At 65.3% G+C, this 16200-nt stretch carries 12 protein-coding genes; 7 read left to right on the forward strand and 5 right to left on the reverse strand.

Annotated features, from left to right (window positions below; translation table 11 throughout):
• Positions 1 to 184 precede the first annotated feature (184 nt).
• Both J3E61_RS04080 and J3E61_RS04085 read left to right on the forward strand, forming a co-directional pair.
• A complete protein-coding gene (locus J3E61_RS04080) occupies positions 185 to 1642 on the forward strand; it encodes an APC family permease (protein ID WP_210082707.1) in 1458 nt (485 codons plus the stop codon).
• A complete protein-coding gene (locus J3E61_RS04085) occupies positions 1639 to 2355 on the forward strand; it encodes a helix-turn-helix domain-containing protein (protein WP_210082708.1) in 717 nt (238 codons plus the stop codon). The genes J3E61_RS04080 and J3E61_RS04085 overlap by 4 nt, the downstream gene beginning before the upstream one ends.
• 79 nt (positions 2356 to 2434) lie before the next feature.
• Here the strand turns inward: J3E61_RS04085 and J3E61_RS04090 are convergent, their stop codons facing one another.
• Both J3E61_RS04090 and J3E61_RS04095 read right to left on the reverse strand, forming a co-directional pair.
• Positions 2435 to 4048, reverse strand: coding sequence for an AMP-binding protein (locus J3E61_RS04090; protein ID WP_210082709.1), 1614 nt, complete (start codon positions 4046 to 4048; stop codon positions 2435 to 2437).
• A complete protein-coding gene (locus tag J3E61_RS04095) occupies positions 4045 to 5736 on the reverse strand; it encodes an AMP-binding protein (protein WP_210082710.1) in 1692 nt (563 codons plus the stop codon). Before J3E61_RS04095 ends, J3E61_RS04090 begins: the two co-directional genes overlap by 4 nt.
• A gap of 58 nt (positions 5737 to 5794) precedes the next feature.
• Between J3E61_RS04095 and J3E61_RS04100 the strand changes: the two genes are divergently transcribed.
• The 5 genes from J3E61_RS04100 (at position 5795) to J3E61_RS04120 (ending at position 10447) form a co-directional block, all read left to right on the forward strand.
• Entirely contained in the window at positions 5795 to 6631 is an 837-nt protein-coding gene (locus tag J3E61_RS04100; protein ID WP_210082711.1) for a helix-turn-helix transcriptional regulator, read from the forward strand.
• Positions 6632 to 6712: 81 nt separating this feature from the next.
• On the forward strand, positions 6713 to 7138 hold the full coding sequence (locus tag J3E61_RS04105) for an Hsp20/alpha crystallin family protein (RefSeq protein ID WP_210085422.1): 426 nt from the start codon (positions 6713 to 6715) through the stop codon (positions 7136 to 7138).
• A 183-nt stretch (positions 7139 to 7321) separates the two neighbouring features.
• On the forward strand, positions 7322 to 7951 hold the full coding sequence (locus J3E61_RS04110) for a hypothetical protein (RefSeq protein ID WP_210085423.1): 630 nt from the start codon (positions 7322 to 7324) through the stop codon (positions 7949 to 7951).
• A 3-nt stretch (positions 7952 to 7954) separates the two neighbouring features.
• A complete protein-coding gene (locus tag J3E61_RS04115; protein WP_210082712.1) occupies positions 7955 to 9064 on the forward strand; it encodes an epoxide hydrolase in 1110 nt (369 codons plus the stop codon).
• Positions 9065 to 10447, forward strand: coding sequence for an NAD(P)-binding protein (locus J3E61_RS04120; protein ID WP_210082713.1), 1383 nt, complete (start codon positions 9065 to 9067; stop codon positions 10445 to 10447).
• Positions 10448 to 10502: 55 nt separating this feature from the next.
• On the opposite strand, the gene J3E61_RS04125 is transcribed toward J3E61_RS04120, so the two are convergent.
• Genes J3E61_RS04125 through J3E61_RS04135 form a run of 3 tightly spaced genes read right to left on the reverse strand, consistent with a single transcriptional unit; the run spans position 10503 to position 16159 of the window.
• On the reverse strand, positions 10503 to 12326 hold the full coding sequence (locus J3E61_RS04125) for an ABC transporter ATP-binding protein (protein WP_210082714.1): 1824 nt from the start codon (positions 12324 to 12326) through the stop codon (positions 10503 to 10505).
• Complete coding sequence (locus tag J3E61_RS04130; RefSeq protein ID WP_210082715.1) at positions 12323 to 14251, reverse strand: ABC transporter ATP-binding protein; 1929 nt, start codon at positions 14249 to 14251, stop codon at positions 12323 to 12325. Before J3E61_RS04130 ends, J3E61_RS04125 begins: the two co-directional genes overlap by 4 nt.
• A 15-nt stretch (positions 14252 to 14266) precedes the next feature.
• Positions 14267 to 16159, reverse strand: coding sequence for an ABC transporter ATP-binding protein (locus J3E61_RS04135; protein WP_210082716.1), 1893 nt, complete (start codon positions 16157 to 16159; stop codon positions 14267 to 14269).
• Between the last annotated feature and the right edge of the window lie 41 nt (positions 16160 to 16200).

Genomic DNA, 16200 nt, shown 5'->3' on the forward strand with positions numbered 1-16200 from the left:
ACTTATTTCGAATGGGAATTCGGCGAATTCACATTCTCATTCCAAATGCGCGCTGATTCTCATTCCACGCGTCGGTTCAGCCCTGTTGGCGTGCAATATCCGGCGGTCAGCAGCTGGACGGTCATCGTGATTCTCATTTGACGATCCGCAAAGTTAACGTCCAGACGGCGGTGGACGCGGGAGGATGGGCGACGTGCGGCCGATCAGAAGCAGCTCACCGGTCTCGGGCCTGCGACGAGGACAGTTGTCGTTCGCGCAGGTCTTGGGTCAGTCGGTGTCTGCGGTCGCGCCGTCGGCGGTCATGGTGACGCTGCCCGCGCTGGTGATCCCGGCTGCGGGTGGCTGGACTCTCGGCGTGTTCGTCGTCACGGCGCTGCTGATGGCGGCCGTCGGCTATTGCGTCGGCCAATTCGCCACCCGCATGGTCGCGGTCAGCGGGCTCTACAGCTACACGGTCAAGGGCCTCGGCCCTGGAGCAGGGATCGCCGCGGGCTGGTCGCTGGTTGTCGGATACGCGGCGGCGGCGATGGCCAGTTCCGTCGGCGCGGCGAATTACCTCGCCGCACTGCTGAGCCGGCTCGGCGTGCCGAGCGGCGCGGCGACGATCACCGTGCTCGCTCTTGTCGTCGGCGCGGTGGCACTGACGTTGATGATCCGGGGTATTCGATTGTCCGCCAGGATCTCCCTGACCGTCGAGGTGTTTGCGATCGTGGTCGCGGCGGTGGTGTTGGTGATCGCATTCGGCGGCTCGATCGCCGGTGGCCGCGCGCCGCCCGATGCGGCTGAGGGGCAGTCGCATTCGGCACTCGGCTTCGCGCTGCTGCTGGCGATCACGTCGTTCGTCGGCTTCGAAAGCGCGGGGACCGTGGCCCGCGAGGCCCGCAAGCCGTTCGTCACCGTGCCCCGTGCCATTCGGTGGACGCCCATCGCCGTCGGCCTGCTCTACGTCTTCGCCGCAGCCATGCAGTCGACCCAAACCATCAGGGCGGGAATCGGTTCCGTGCCGATTGTGCTGACACTGCCCGCCGGCGCGGGCGCGGGTTCGACGGCGTTGTCCATCGCGATGGAACTCGGCATCACGGCATCGTGGTTCGCGTGCATCATCGGTTCGACGACCGCGCTGTCGCGCACCTTGTTCGCGATGGGCCGCGAGGGGGTGGTGCCCGGGGTCGTCGGCAGCACCAATCGCCGCTTCCACACGCCGCATGTCGCGCTCCTGCTCGCGATGCCGGTCATCGTGGTGGTGCCGCTGATCTACCTATGGGTGACCGGGTCGAGCAGAGAAGCGCTGATCGGACTGCTCGCGGTGTCGGCGCACGGGTATGTCGGCGCGTATCTGTTGGTGTGCCTGGCGACACCGGCGTTCCTGCGTCGCATCGGCGAGCTGACCCGACTGCCGCTGGTGATCGGTGTCGCGACAGCGGTGCTGATGATCACGATAATTGTCTGGGCCGCATTGACATTGGAGTCGCCGGTGTGGATCGCGACCGCCGTATATGGCGGGCTGCTTGCCGCAGGATTTGCGCTGTACGCATTCCGGCTGCGGCGGGTGCCTGGACTGAGCGAGCGGGTCGGGGTGTTCGACGAGACAACCGAGGGCGACCTGCTCGCCGACTACAACCCCTGGATGGTACGGCGATGAGCCCGGCCGACGGCAGTCTGTCGGGTCGGCAGCCGAAGGCGGTGCAGAGTGCGCTGCGCGTGCTGGAGGAAGTGGCGCGGGCCGGCGTTGGTGTAACGGCCAAAGAGATCGCGGAGAACCTTTCGATGCCGTCGGCGACCGCGTATCGGCTGCTGAATCTGCTTGTGGCTGACGGGTATATCGTCCGGCTGCCCGACCTTTCCGGCTTCTCGCTCGGACATCGGATGGGTGTGCTGATCGATGCGGCGGTCGCGCCGACGGTGTGCACGGCCGCGCGTGAGGTGCTCGCCGAAGTGCGGCTATCCGTGCGGTTCGGCGTGCATCTGTTCTACTTCACCAACACCGCCGTGCGCGCCGCGGATCTGGACAGTGAGTTTCCGCCGCCCGTCGACGAGGCGACACTGAACAGGCATCTGCATCGTTCCGCCGTCGGCAGGCTGCTGTTGGCCGAGAAGCAGGATCTCGCCGGTTTGGCGCCGGTCAGCGACGAGTTACTGGCCCGGCTCGACGATGTGCGGCAAAACGGGTTCGCCACGCAGACCGGCGAGCTTCGCGAGGACTGCGCATGCGTCGCGGTTCCAGTGAGGGCACCCGCCGGCGGACTGGTCGCGGCGTTGAGCATGTCGGGCCGCTCAGACCAGGATGTGTTGTTGGCCAAGCAAGTACCGGCACTGAACGAGTGCGCGAAGCGGCTGAGCCCCCTACTGGCCTAGTTGCGCCTGACGCATTCACTCTGCATTGACGGCGGTGCCCACTCGAACTTCCGCGCCGTGGACGCAGAGTCAACGAGAACTAGAGGCCGAGAAGCTTCACCGTCTCGTCGCGCATCTCGATCTTGCGCACCTTGCCGGTGACCGTCATCGGGAAGTCGTCGACGACGTGTACGTAGCGCGGGATCTTGTAGTGCGCCAGCTTCCCCGTCGCAAAGGCCTTCACCGCGTCGGCGTCCAGCGGTGTCCGGCCGGGCTTCATCCGAATCCAGGCGCAGATCTCCTCGCCGTACTTCTCGTCGGGGACACCGATCACCTGAGCATCCTCGACGTCCGGGTGCGTGTAGAGGAACTCCTCGATCTCGCGCGGGTAGACGTTCTCGCCGCCACGGATCACCATGTCCTTGATGCGGCCGACGACGTTGCAGTAGCCGTCCTCGCGCATCACCGCCAAGTCGCCGGTGTGCATCCAGCCATCGGAATCGATTGCCTCTGCGGTCTTCTCGTCGTCTTCCCAATACCCGAGCATGACCGAGTAGCCACGCGTGCAGAACTCGCCCGGCTCACCGCGCTCCACTTCGTCACCGGTCTCGGGGTCGATGATTTTGATCTCGACATGCGGGTGCGCCCGGCCGATCGATGCGGTCCGGCGCTCGAGATCATCGTCGATGCGGGTCTGGCAACTCACCGGCGACGTCTCCGTCATGCCGTAGCAGATGGCGACCTCGGACATGTTCATGTCGTTGACGCAGTGCTTCATCACCTCGACCGGGCACACCGATCCGGCCATGATTCCGGTGCGCAACCGCGACAGATCGGTGTTCGCGAAGTCAGGGTGGTTCTGCATGGCGATGAACATGGTCGGCACACCGTAGAGACCGGTGCAGCGTTCCTGCTCAACAGCCTGCAACGTCAGCCCCGGATCGAAGCCGGGCGCTGGAATCACCATCGTCGCACCATGACTGGTACAGCCGAGGTTGCCCATCACCATGCCGAAGCAGTGATAGAAGGGCACCGGAATACACAGCCGGTCATCGGACCCAAGATTGATCAACTCGGTGGTGAAAAATCCGTTGTTCAGTATGTTGCGGTGCGACAGCGTCGCGCCCTTCGGGAAACCCGTTGTGCCCGAGGTGTACTGGATGTTGATCGGGTCCGTGTTCGACAACTCGGCCATCCGCACGTGCAGGTCGGCGCCAGACACTTCTTCGGCCCTGGCGCGCAACGCATCCCAGTCGGGTGTGCCGATGAACACCACATCGGCCAGCTTCGGCGTCTCGGGGCGCACTTGGTTCACCATCGCGACATAGTCCGAAGTCTTGAAGGAGGTCGCGGCGACCAACATTCGCGCCCCGGACTGATTGAGCACATAGCCGAGTTCGTGCGTGCGGTAAGCCGGGTTGATGTTGACCAGGATGGCGCCGATCTTCGCCGCCGCATACTGGGTGATGGTCCACTGTGCGCAATTGGGCGCCCAGATGCCGACCCGGTCGCCCTTCTCGATGCCGATTGCCATCAAACCCCGTGCGACAACGTCGATCTCGGCGTTGAGCTCGGCGTAGGTGTAACGAATCCCGTGGAACACATCCACCAATGCGTCGGCATCAGCGTGGGTGGCCGCGATGCGCTCGAAGTTCTCCCCGACGGTCTCCTCGAGGATCGCAACGTCGGTCGGACCAGCGTCGTAGGACTTCATCTATCCACGAGATCCTCGTAGCGGTATTCCGTCTCGATCGGTTGAGAGTTCTCCTCACGACGGCGGAGTTCGACCCGGCGGATCTTGCCCGAGATCGTCTTGGGCAGTTCGTAGAACTCGACGCGGCGCACCTTCAGATACGGCGCGAGGTGGTCGCGTGCGTATTCCATGATCTGCCGCGCAGTTTCGGCGGTCGGCTGCCAACCCTCGGCCAGCGAGACGTACGCCTTCGGGACACAGAGCCGAGTCTCGTCCGGTTGCGGCACCACGGCGGCTTCCACGACGGCGGGATGCTCGATCAAGACGCTCTCCAATTCGAAGGGGGACACTTTGTAGTCCGACGATTTGAAGACGTCATCGGTTCGACCGATGTATGTGATGTAGCCCTCAGCATCGCGCTGTGCGACGTCACCGGTGTGGTAGTAGCCGCCGGCTGTCACGGTGGCATTGCGTGCGGGGTCGTCGAGGTACCCCGTCATCAGGTTGAGCGGATTGCGTTGCAGGTCAAGGCAGATCTCCCCCTCGTCGGCGAGCTCACCGGAGACCGGGTCGATCAACACGACGGGCACACCGGGCATCGGCCTGCCCATCGAGCCGGGCTTCACGGGTTGACCTGGCGTGTTGCCGACCTGCAGCGTCGTCTCGGTCTGACCGAACCCGTCGCGGATCGTCAACCCCCACGCCTGCTCGACCTGTGCGATCACGTCGGGGTTGAGCGGCTCACCCGCACCGAGCACCTCGCGCAGCCCGTCGGGTTTCTCGCCGAGGTCGGATTGAATCAGCATGCGCCACACTGTCGGTGGCGCACAGAAGGTGTTGACACCTGCGCGCCGAAGCTGTTGAAGCAATGCGGCAGCGTCGAACCGGCTGTAGTTGTAGACGAAGATGGTCGCCTCGGCGATCCACGGGGCGAAGAAGCAACTCCACGCGTGCTTGGCCCACCCCGGCGAGCTGATCGCAAGGTGGACGTCGCCGGGTCGCAGGCCGATCCACGCCATCGTCGACAGATGCCCGACCGGATAGCTGATCTGCGAGTGCTCAACCAGTTTCGGCTTACTGGTGGTGCCGGAGGTGAAGTAGATGAGCATTGGATCGTCGACGGCGGTTTGCGCGGTGAACGGGCCGGCCGATTCGACGCCGTATGCGTCGGCGTAATGACGCCAACCTTCCACCGGTCGGCCGACAACGATTCGGGTGTACTCCCCGGCGACGTCGTCGAATTTGGTGGTGTCCACGTCGTTTGCGACGACGAACCGTGCGCCGCCGCGGGTGATGCGATCGGCCAGATCGGTAGGGCCAAGCGCGCCGGTCGTCGGCATGATGACCGCACCGAGCTTGGCGACGGCCAGCATCGCCTCCCACAACTCGACCTGGTTGCCGAGCATCAGGATGACGCGATCGCCTTTGCCGACGCCCAGCGTGGCCAGCCACGTCGCGACCCTGTCCGAGCGCTCCGCCATCTCCGCGAACGTGACCTTCTGCTCGTCGCCGCCCTCCTCGACGATCCACAGCGCCGTCTGATCAGCGCGGGAGGGGCCCCTGGCGATGACGTCGAACCAGTCGATTGCCCAGTTGAAACTGCCGGTGAGCTGAGGCCATGCGAATGCCTCGACGGCCTTGTCGTAGTCGCCGATCAGGTCGACTAGCTGATCGCGTGCGGTGCGATACAGATCGGTGTTGGACGTCATGGCGGATAGGATCTACGTCACACTAGTCGCCCGATACCCCCGAAAGAGGGTGTTCAGATTGCATTCCGGCTCGCCACTGCTGCGCCCGCGTGACGCGGACGCGCTGCGGGCCGAGCTGAGGCGAGTCGCCGACCAGTCGGGCATGCCGCTCACGTTCGGCGGCGAGGTGCACGAGCAGACGCTGTTGCTGACGGAGTTCGTCGGCGCACGCACCAGCGGCATGCGCGGGCTGGCGGTCATGCCCAGCGCAGGCCTCGGCGGCGCGAGCGTGGTGTCCCGGCGGCCGTTGTCCGTCTCCGATTACCGAAAGGCGTCCTCGATCACCCACGATTACGACGGCCCGGTGCTGCAAGAGGGGATCAGGTCGATCCTGGCCGTGCCGGTCGTGGTGGACGGCAGGGCGCGCGCCGTTCTCTACGGCGCCTATCGGGCGCCGGCGCCGATCGGGGGTCGCACCGCGGACCTGATGATCGCGTCGGCGCGACGGCTCAGCCGCGAGCTCAGCATCCGCGATGAGGTCGACCGTCGGCTGCGGCTGCGTGACGCGCACGTCGCGGGAGGGGCCGCAACCGAAGAGATCCGGGAAGTGCATGCCCAGCTGCGCAGGCTGGCCGCGGATCCGGCCGCACCGCCTGCGTTGCAGGCCCAGTTGCGGGTGCTCGCTGAGCGGCTGGCCCGGGGCCGATCGGCTGGGCCCGCTGCGGCATTGTCGGCGCGCGAGCTCGACGTGCTGGCTCAAGTCGCCCTCGGCTGCACCAATGCCGAAGCGGCCAAACGCCTTTCGCTGAAGCCGGAGACGGTGAAGAGTTACCTGCGCAGTGCGACGGCCAAGCTCGGCGCGCATACCCGCCATGAGGCGGTCGCCAAGGCTCGCCGCGCGCGGTTACTGCCCTGACCGAAGGCCGGCCCTGGAAATATATGGCAACAGAAATAGGTTATCTATGCCACAAAAATAGATCTACGGTTGGCATCGGAGGTGATCAACATGCTGAAGTTCGACCCGTTCTTCCGTGATTTTGATCGGCTGACCCAACAACTGTGGGGCGGCGAGGTGAGCCGCCGCGCCATGGCGAAGATGGACGCATGGCGCGACGGCGACAACGTCGTCGTCGAACTTGATCTGCCGGGAGTCACTCCCGACTCGATCGACGTCACGGCCGACCATGACGTACTGACCGTGACAGCCCGACGGCCAGAACCCACTGAGGGCAACTGGCTGCTGGCCGAGCGACCGCACGGTGAGTTCACCCGGCATCTGACGCTGTGCAAGAACCTGGATGTAGACGGAATCAGCGCCGACTTCACCGATGGCGTGCTGCGTCTCACGATCCCCGTCGCGGAGGCCGTCAAGCCGCGCAAGATCGAGGTCTTCCCCAGCGCACAGCAGGCCATCAGCGCCTGACCTGGCTGCGGGGTTCGGGTCAGGCCGTCGCGGGGCCGCCCACGCGTTGTCCGCGGGCGGCCCCATCTTGACCAACGGAGAGTGGAAGATGAGGCAGCAGACGTGGGGTGCTCTACTGGATCGGAGAGACGGATAACCATTGGAGACGCTTTGAGCGCTACGCCATTGCCGCGGGAAACCGTGATGGAAGTGGTCGCCGCGCACGGCGCATTGACGTCCGCGGTGACACAGACCGCTCGGCTGATGGCCGCGGGCGGTTACGGCCAGTACGCCGAACATCTGGACAACCACCGTGCCGAGTTGAACGTCGCCATTGGCGAATTCGCGCTGTGGGTCGAAAGTTTCGGCATCTGGGCCCAGCTCGATCTCACCAACCAGATGCATCCGCCGGTGGTTGGCGCGGCAGACGCGCCGCCGCCCGGTGCGCTCGATGACGCGCTGCTGAACGCGCGCGAAACGCTCAAGGCCGAGCGTGCGAATTTGCTGAGCAGTTTGGCCCAAGCACGCGCGGCCCTGAACGCGGTCGGATTACCCGCTGACGAATTGACCGCTTATCGTCGCCTGGTTCGACTGTGGGCAGGCGAAGCCATCGATGTGGTGGCCGCGGTGCATCGATTGACATTGGCCGACCGCTACATTCGCCACTTGGCGCATTTGAGCGGCCGCCGTGACGACGCGCTTCATCAAAAGGCGGCGAACCTGCTGCACGAATGGATGCACCGCCTGGAAGAAGTCGACCGCGAAGGAGAACTGGCGCTGGCCGAATCGTGCGGGTACGGCAGCCTCGTCGACTTCTATCGCGCAAGGATGTAGTGCATGGCCCAGATCAATCGCTTTCGCATCGCGGTCCCCGACGCCGACCTCGCCGACCTGAAGGACAGGCTGGCCCGCACACGATGGCCGGAGGCCGAGTGCGTCGACGACTGGACGCAGGGCATCCCACTGAGCTATACGCGTGAGCTGGCCGACTATTGGGCAAACGAATACGATTGGCGCGCACAGGAAGCCGCGCTCAACAGGTTCGACCACTTCACCACCGAGATCGACGGCCTCGACATCCATTTCATTCACCAGCGGTCGTCGGTCGAGGACGCCTTTCCGCTGCTGATCACCCACGGCTGGCCCGGCTCCGTCGTGGAGTTCCACAAGGTGATCGAGCCGCTGACCGCAGCGGGGTTCGACGTCGTGTGTCCCTCGCTGCCGGGATACGGCTTCTCCGGTAAACCGTCGAGCACGGGCTGGGGCGTCGAGAAGATCGCGCAGACGTGGGAGAAGTTGATGGGCCGCCTCGGCTACGAGCGCTACGGCGCGCAGGGCGGTGACTGGGGAGCAGCGGTCACGACGCAGATCGGCCGAAACGGCGGACGCTGCGTGGGGATTCATCTGAACGGGCCGCTGGCCCGGCCGACCGGCGACCTGAAGGACCCGACCGAGGAGGAGAAGCGCGCCCTGGAGCGCGGCGACCATTACCGCAAGTGGGACAACGGCTATGCCAAGCAACAGTCGACCCGACCGCAGACCATCGGCTACGCATTGGTGGACTCTCCTGTCGGGCAGCTTGCGTGGATCGTCGAGAAATTCTGGTCGTGGATGGACTGCGACGGTCATCCCGAGAACGTGCTGACCCGGGACGAGCTTCTGGACAACGTGATGCTGTACTGGCTGACCGGGTCTGGCGCCTCATCGGCGCGGCTGTACTGGGAAAGCTTCCGCGTCTTCGGTGGTGCCAAACGAAAAAAGGTTGAGCTGCCGACCGGCGTCGCCGCATTCCCCAAGGAGATCCTCTGCGCGCCGCGCAATTGGTGCGAGGCCGCCTACCACATCACCCATTGGACGGACATGCCGCGCGGCGGGCACTTCGCCGCTTTCGAGCAGCCTGAGCTGTTCGTTGACGACGTGCGGAAGTTCTTCGCTACGGTGCGCTAGATGGGGAGGACGATCGAGGCCGACTACCTGGTGGTCGGCGCGGGTGCGATGGGACTTGCATTCGCCGACACGCTGGTCAGCGAGTCAGATGCGACGATCGTCATGGTCGATCGCAATGACCAGCCCGGCGGTCACTGGACTCGCGCCTATCCGTTCGTCCGGCTGCATCAGCCCTCGGCGTACTACGGCGTCAACTCGCGCGAACTGGGCAGCGACGCCATCGACCAGGATGGTTTCAACGCGGGGTACTACGAGTTGGCCAGCGGCGCCGAGGTGTGCGCGTACTTCGATGCGGTGATGCGCCGGGATCTCCTGCCTTCGGGCCGGGTGACCTATCTGCCGATGAGTGAATACCTCGGCGACGGTCGAGTCCGCACGCTCGGCGGGCAGGACATCACGGTGACCGCGCGCCGCGTCGTGACCAGTCACGTGGAGATCGTGGTGCCGTCGATGCGTACGCCGTCCTACGCCGTCGACGGCGTTGACTGCGTGCCACCCAACTCGTTGCCCCGTATCCACGAGCCCAAAGACCGCTATGTGATTGTCGGCGCGGGCAAGACCGCGATGGACGCCTGCCTGTGGCTGCTGCGGCACGGCATCGCGCCGGAGCGGTTGACGTGGATCAAGCCCCGGGATGCGTGGGTGTTGGATCGTGCTGCGGTGCAGCCAGGTTCGCAGTTCGCCAAGCGCGTGCTGCGCGACTTCTCGAGCCAGCTTGGCGCGGTGGTCGAGGCGGAGTCGCTCGCCGATCTGTTCGACAGGCTGGAGGCCAAGGGCTGCCTGATGCGCATCGACGAATCCGTCGACCCGACGATGTATCGCTGCGCGATCCTGTCGCAGGCCGAACTCACCGAACTGCGTCGCATCGAGGACGTCGTGCGGATGGGTCACGTGCAGTCGATTGCGCCTGGTCGCATCACGCTCGATCACGGTGTCCGCGACATCGACGGGTCAGCGCTGTACATCGACTGCACCGCAGACGGTTTCGCTCACCGAGAGCCGACGCCGGTTTTCAGCGACGGCCACATATCGCTGCAGGCGGTCCGCACGTGTCAGCCCGCGTTCAGCGCGGCCGTCATCGCCCACGTCGAAGCGGCCTATCCCGACGACGAGACACGAAATGCGTTCTGCGGTCCGGTGCCGTATCCGCGCGAGCCCATCGACTGGTTGCGAATGATGTTGGCCTTCAACAAGAACCAGCTTCAGTGGTTCACCGACCCCGACATGATGGCGTGGGTCGACGCGTCACGGCTCAACGTCTTGCACCACGTTTCGGCGGCGGTCAGTGAGCGCGCCCGCGAAAAGATCATCTCGGTGTTGAATTCGCAGATGCCGGCGATCAACGCCAAGCTGGAAACACTGCTGGCCCAGGCCAACACGTGATTTGTGTGCGTTATGGAGCCGTGAGCGCTCCCGAACGCACGCAAATCGCAGATGGCTAGGCCAGCGACTCCACCCACGCGCGATGCAGCGCGGCATACCGACCGCCGGTGCGGCCGATCAGCTGCTCGGGTGCACCGTCTTCCACAATGCGGCCGTGCTCGAGCACCAGCACGCGGTCGGCCACCTCGACCGTCGACAAGCGGTGCGCAATCACCAAAGCGGTGCGGTCGGCCAGCACGGTTTCCAGCGCCCGCTGCACCATCCGCTCGCTCGGAATGTCCAGCGACGACGTGGCTTCGTCGAGGATCAGCACCGCAGGGTCTGCGAGGAAGGCCCGCGCGAAGGCCACCAACTGCCGCTGCCCCGCCGAGAGCCGGCCGCCACGCTTGGCGACGTCGGTGTCGTAGCCGTCGGGCAGCGCCTCGATGAATCGGTCCGCGCCGACTGCGGCCGCCGCTGAGCGGACCTGCTCATCGGTGGCATCGGGGCGGCCGAACCGGATGTTGTCGGCGACGGTGCCCTCGAACATGAAGTTCTCCTGCGTCACCATCACGACGTGGCGTCGCAGCTCACTCTGCGAAATATCCCTCAGGTCAATGCCATCCAGCGTCACAGCACCCGACGTCGGGTCGTAGAACCGCGCGATCAGCTTCGCGATCGTGGTCTTGCCCGCGCCGGTGGTGCCCACCAGCGCGACCGTCTGGCCCGCAGGCACCGAGAAACTCAGGTCGGGCAGCACCAACCGGTCCTGCACATAGGAGAACTTCACGTCGTTGAAGACGACGTCGCCGCGCACCTTACCGAGCGCCACCGGATGCGCCGGATCCTTGATCCCGGGGCGCTGGGCGAGCACACCGGCCAGTTTCTCCAGCGCCGACGAGGCGGACTGGAATGTGTTGAAGAACTGCGAAATCTCCTGCATCGGTTCGAAGAACATCCGCAGATACAGCAGGAACGCGGCCAGGGTGCCGATGGTCATCTGACCGTGCAACACGCGATAGCCGCCGTAGAGCAACACCACACCGGTAGTCAGGTTGCCGACCAGCTTCACGCCGGGCATGAAGATCGCGAGCAACCGGAAGGTTCGCTCGTTGTCGGCCTTGTAGCGGTCGGCGATGTCTTCGAAGATCTCCTGATTGCGCGGCTCACGCCGATAGGCCTGGACCGCCTTGATGCCGGTCATCGTTTCGACGAACTGCACGATCACCAGTGCCGCGCTCTCGCGAACCCTGCGGTACGTCTTGGCCGACTCGTTGCGGAACCACCACACCAGCGCCACCAGAATCGGGAACGCCGCCAAGCACATCAGGCCAAGCCGAACATCCAGTGTGACAAGGAGAATGGCCGTGCCGATCAGCGTGAGCGCAGCGGTGATCAGGCTGTCGAAGCCCGTCTCCAGCATGTCCTGGATGGCCTCCACGTCGTTGGTGGAGCGGCTGACCACCCGCCCCGACGTGTAGCGCTCGTGGAATGCGATGTCCAAGCGCTGGAAGTGCCGGTATATCCGGCGGCGCAACTCGAGCAGCACCTTCTGGCCGATGCGACCGGAGCGCTGCAGGAAGAACATCCGGCTGGTCGCCTGGATCACCACCACCCCGCCCAGCACCGCGACGATGACCATCAGCGTGTGTGCCGAACCACCGGCCAGGATCGGCGGGATGCCGTGGTCGATGCCGCGTTGCACAAGGATCGGAACCGAAAGGCGGGCAAGGTTTTCCACCACGACGACGATCGCAAGCAAAGCGACCGTCACCTGGTACGGGCGCAACAGCGAAAAGAGCAGGGCCCGGGCTTCGCGGCGGCGCGGCACGCTTTCGTCGATGGGCAGGCTGTCGTCGTTGTCCTCGTCGAGGCGGCCACGCCACTCGGTAGTGGTCATCGGCGCTCAGCCTCCGAGGAGACGTAGTCGCGCGGCTCGTGCTCTTCCACGAGGTGCTCCAGCCGACCGCGGTCCTCGTCTTCTTCCCATGCGCAACTGCGTTCAGCGCCGTCGTCGAGTTCGTCGTCTGCGGCCAGCAGGTAGCGGTACTGCGGCACGGTGGCCAGCAGCTGCGCGTGTGTGCCGATGTGGGTGATGGTTGCCCCGCCAGAATCGACCCGGCTCAGCAGCGCCACCTTGTCGGCCAGCAGCACCGTCGACGCCCGGTGGGCGACCACGATGCCGGTCACCGAGTGCAGCACCCGGCGCAGCGCTTCCTCGACGACGGCCTCGGTGTGCACATCGAGCGCGGACAGCGTGTCGTCGAGCACGAGGATCTTGGGCGCGGCGAGGATGGCGCGCGCCAGCGAGAGCCGTTGCCGCTGACCGCCGGACAGGCTCATGCCCTGCTCGCCGATGCGGGTGTCGAGCCCGAACGGCAGGTCGTACACGAAGTCTGCGGCGGCCACCTCGATGGCCTGCGCCAGCTGTTCGTCGGTGGCTGGGTTGTCCGCGGATCTGCCGAGCCGAAGGTTCTCGGCCACCGACATGGAGAACAGGGTCGGGTCCTCGAACGCGGTGGCCACCGCCTGCCGCAGTGCCGGCAGTGTCAATTCGCGGATGTCCTGGCCGTCGATGCGGATCTCGCCCTCGGTGACGTCGTAGAGGCGGGACAGCAGCGAGGCCAGCACCGACTTGCCCGAACCCGTCGTACCGACCAGCGCCATCGTCTCCCCTGGCTCGACGGTGGCGTTGACGTGTCGCAGCGCCCACTCCTGAGAGTCGGGAAAGCGGAAGCCGACGTCGATCAGTTCCAGCCGACCGCCACGAGGAGTCCGATTCGACGGGCCATCGGTGATTTCCTGTGGGGCGTCGAAGATTTCGGCGATCCGGTTGGCGGCGGTGAACGACTCCTGCGTCATCGACAGCAGAAAGCCCAGCGACGCGATGGGCCACACCAGTGACAGCATCATCGTGATGAACGCGACCAACGTGCCCATCGTCACGTAGCCGTGACCCGCGGCATACGCGCCGAAGCCGAGCACGACGATGAGGGTCAGGTTGGGGATGACCTCCAGCAGGGTCCAGAACTTCGCGGATACCGACACCCTGCCGACCTGGGTGTCGTACAGGTCGGTCAACTGCTTGTCGAACCTGTCGTAGGTGTAATCCTCACGGCCGAACGACTTGACCACCCGTACACCGAGAGCGGACTCCTCGACGTGTGTTGCGACGTGGCCGGCCTGATCCTGCGCCAGCCGGGAAAGCTTGGTGTAGGTCTGCTGAAAGTGCAGGACAGTCAACGTGATCGGCACAATTGACACCACAACGACTACGCCGAGCGGCCAGTACATCCCCAACAGGATGGCCGTCACCACGGCGATCTGGATGGTGTTCAGAAGCAGGAACAGCATGCCGAAGGACATGAATCGGCGAATGGTGCTCAGGTCGTTCATGATTCGCGACAACAGTTGACCTGACTGCCAGCGGCCGTGAAACGACATCGGGAGAATCTGCAGGCGCGCGTAGAGGTCCTTGCGGATGTCGGCCTCGACACCCATGGTGGCGCGGGCGACCAACCACCGACGGATGAACCACAGCACAGCCTCCGACACGCCGACGCCCATCGCGGCGGCGCCGAGTATCCACAGCCCGTGCTGGTCCCGATGGGCCACCGGCCCGTCGATGACGGCCTTGGTCATCAGCGGAATGGCCACGGTGGCAACGAGGCTGGACAGCGCGATGAGCACCATCGCGATCCACCGCGCGCGGTACGGCAGCAGATAGGGCATCAGGCGCCACAGATCCGAACCGGTACGTTGACGCGCCGGCGGTCGTGCGATCGCCGGCGCCGAGCGCAACGTATCTATGGTCGATTCAGTCAAAGCGGTTCCAGGGTCTCATGCCGCTACGACATCCTCGGAATCCTTTTTGGTGCCGAACTGCGTCCGATAGAGCTCGGCGTACCGCCCGCCGCGGCGCAACAGCTGCTCATGCGAGCCGCGTTCGACGATCCGGCCGTCTTCGACCACCAGGATCACGTCGGCTGCACGGATCGTGGAGAGCCGATGGGCGATCACGATGGACGTCCGACCGGCCAGCGCCTCGGCCAACGCCTGCTGGACCGCGGCCTCCGAAGCCGAGTCCAGCGATGCGGTGGCCTCGTCGAGGACGACCACCCGCGAGCGGCCGAGCAGTAGCCGGGCGATGGTGAGCCGCTGCCGTTGACCGCCCGACAAGCGGTACCCGCGCTCACCGACGACGGTGTCCAACCCGTCGGGCATGTCGGCCACGACGTCGGCAAGGCGGGCCCGGTCCAGTGCACGCCAAAGCTCTTCGTCGGTCGCGTCCGGAGCGGCCAGTTTCAGGTTGGAGCGGATGGACTCGTGGAACAGGTGGCCGTCCTGGGTGACCATGCCGACGGTTTCCTTCAGCGAGGCGAACGTGGCATCACGGACATCGACGCCGTTGAGGCGTACCGCACCCGAGTCGACGTCGTAGAGCCGCCCGAACAACGACGCGATGGTCGACTTGCCCGCGCCGGACGAGCCGACGAGGGCGACCATCTGACCCGGCTCCGCGGTGAACGAAACGCCGTGTAGCACTTCGTCTCCGCCGCGGTCGTCCAAGACGGCCACCTCTTCAAGCGAAGCAAGCGAAACTGCCTCGGCAGACGGATAGGAGAACCGCACGTCGTCGAGTTCCACCGTCACGGGTCCGTCCGGTACAGCTACCGCGTCCGGCTTCTCCTGGATCAGCGGCACCAGGTCCAGCACCTCGAAGACCCGCTCGAAACTGACCAGCGCACTTGCGATCTCGACGTGGGCGTTGGCCAGGGCGGTCAGCGGTGAGTACAGCCGGGTGAGCAGTAGCGCCAGCGAGACGATCGCACCCGTCTGAAGGTGTCCACCGATCGCAAGCACGCCGCCGAGCCCGTACACCAGCGCCAGCGCCAGTGCCGACATCAGCGTCAACGAGTTCATGAAGACCGACTGCAACATCGCGGTCCGCACGCCGATGTCGCGTACGCGCCCGGCCCGCGCCCCGAACTCGCGCGACTCCGTTGCCGGGCTGCCGAACAACTTCACCAGGGTTGCGCCCGGAGCCGAAAAGCGTTCGGTCATCTGGGTATTCATCGTCGCGTTGTGGACGGCGGCTTCGCGGGCCAACTGCGCCATGTTGTGACCCATCCAGCGGGCGGGGATCAGGAACAGCGGCATCAGGATCAAAGACAGCAGGGTGACCTGCCAGGAGATGCTGAGCATGACCACAAGCGTCAGCGTCAGCGTGACGATGTTGGTGACGACTCCGGAGAAGGTATCCGAGAAGGCGCGTTGTGCCCCCATCACGTCGTTGCCGAGTCGGCTCACCAGAGCGCCGGTCCTGGTGCGGGTGAAGAACGCGATGGGCATCCGCTGCACGTGATCGAAAACGGCGGTCCGCAAGTCGAGAATGAGACCTTCGCCGATGGTCGAGGAGAGCCAGCGGGTCACCAGCGATATGACCGTCTCAGCCACGGCGACCGCTGCGATCACCCCGGCTAGCGCAACGACGGCGCCGAGCGCGCCTCGGCCGATCTCGTCGATGACCTTGCCCGCCAGCAGCGGCGTCGCCAAACCGAGCAACGCGCCGACGACGCTGACCGCGACGAAGGCGCCAAGCCGGCGGTGGTGCCGTCCCGCGAAGCGCCAGATGCGGCCCACCAACCGGCGGTCGGCCAACAACCGCAAATCGCCGCCACGCGCGCGGACCTGGCGGTAGAGACTTTGCCGCGCCACAGTTTCAAAGGTCATCAAATCACCGTAGAACCTCAACAATGGATGAGGTCAACGGC

Source organism: Mycobacterium sp. OAE908, assembly GCF_017872775.1.
Classification (GTDB): domain Bacteria; phylum Actinomycetota; class Actinomycetes; order Mycobacteriales; family Mycobacteriaceae; genus Mycobacterium.

What these genes read in the sequence shown, in the direction of transcription:
- J3E61_RS04080 (WP_210082707.1), top strand. Translation starts at nt 185, where the DNA reads ATGGGCGACGTGCGGCCGATCAGAAGCAGCTCACCGGTCTCGGGCCTG.
- J3E61_RS04085 (WP_210082708.1), top strand. Translation starts at nt 1,639, where the DNA reads ATGAGCCCGGCCGACGGCAGTCTGTCGGGTCGGCAGCCGAAGGCGGTG.
- J3E61_RS04090 (WP_210082709.1), bottom strand. Translation starts at nt 4,048, where the DNA reads ATGAAGTCCTACGACGCTGGTCCGACCGACGTTGCGATCCTCGAGGAG.
- J3E61_RS04095 (WP_210082710.1), bottom strand. Translation starts at nt 5,736, where the DNA reads ATGACGTCCAACACCGATCTGTATCGCACCGCACGCGATCAGCTAGTC.
- J3E61_RS04110 (WP_210085423.1), top strand. Translation starts at nt 7,322, where the DNA reads ATGGAAGTGGTCGCCGCGCACGGCGCATTGACGTCCGCGGTGACACAG.
- J3E61_RS04115 (WP_210082712.1), top strand. Translation starts at nt 7,955, where the DNA reads ATGGCCCAGATCAATCGCTTTCGCATCGCGGTCCCCGACGCCGACCTC.
- J3E61_RS04120 (WP_210082713.1), top strand. Translation starts at nt 9,065, where the DNA reads ATGGGGAGGACGATCGAGGCCGACTACCTGGTGGTCGGCGCGGGTGCG.
- J3E61_RS04125 (WP_210082714.1), bottom strand. Translation starts at nt 12,326, where the DNA reads ATGACCACTACCGAGTGGCGTGGCCGCCTCGACGAGGACAACGACGAC.
- J3E61_RS04135 (WP_210082716.1), bottom strand. Translation starts at nt 16,159, where the DNA reads ATGACCTTTGAAACTGTGGCGCGGCAAAGTCTCTACCGCCAGGTCCGC.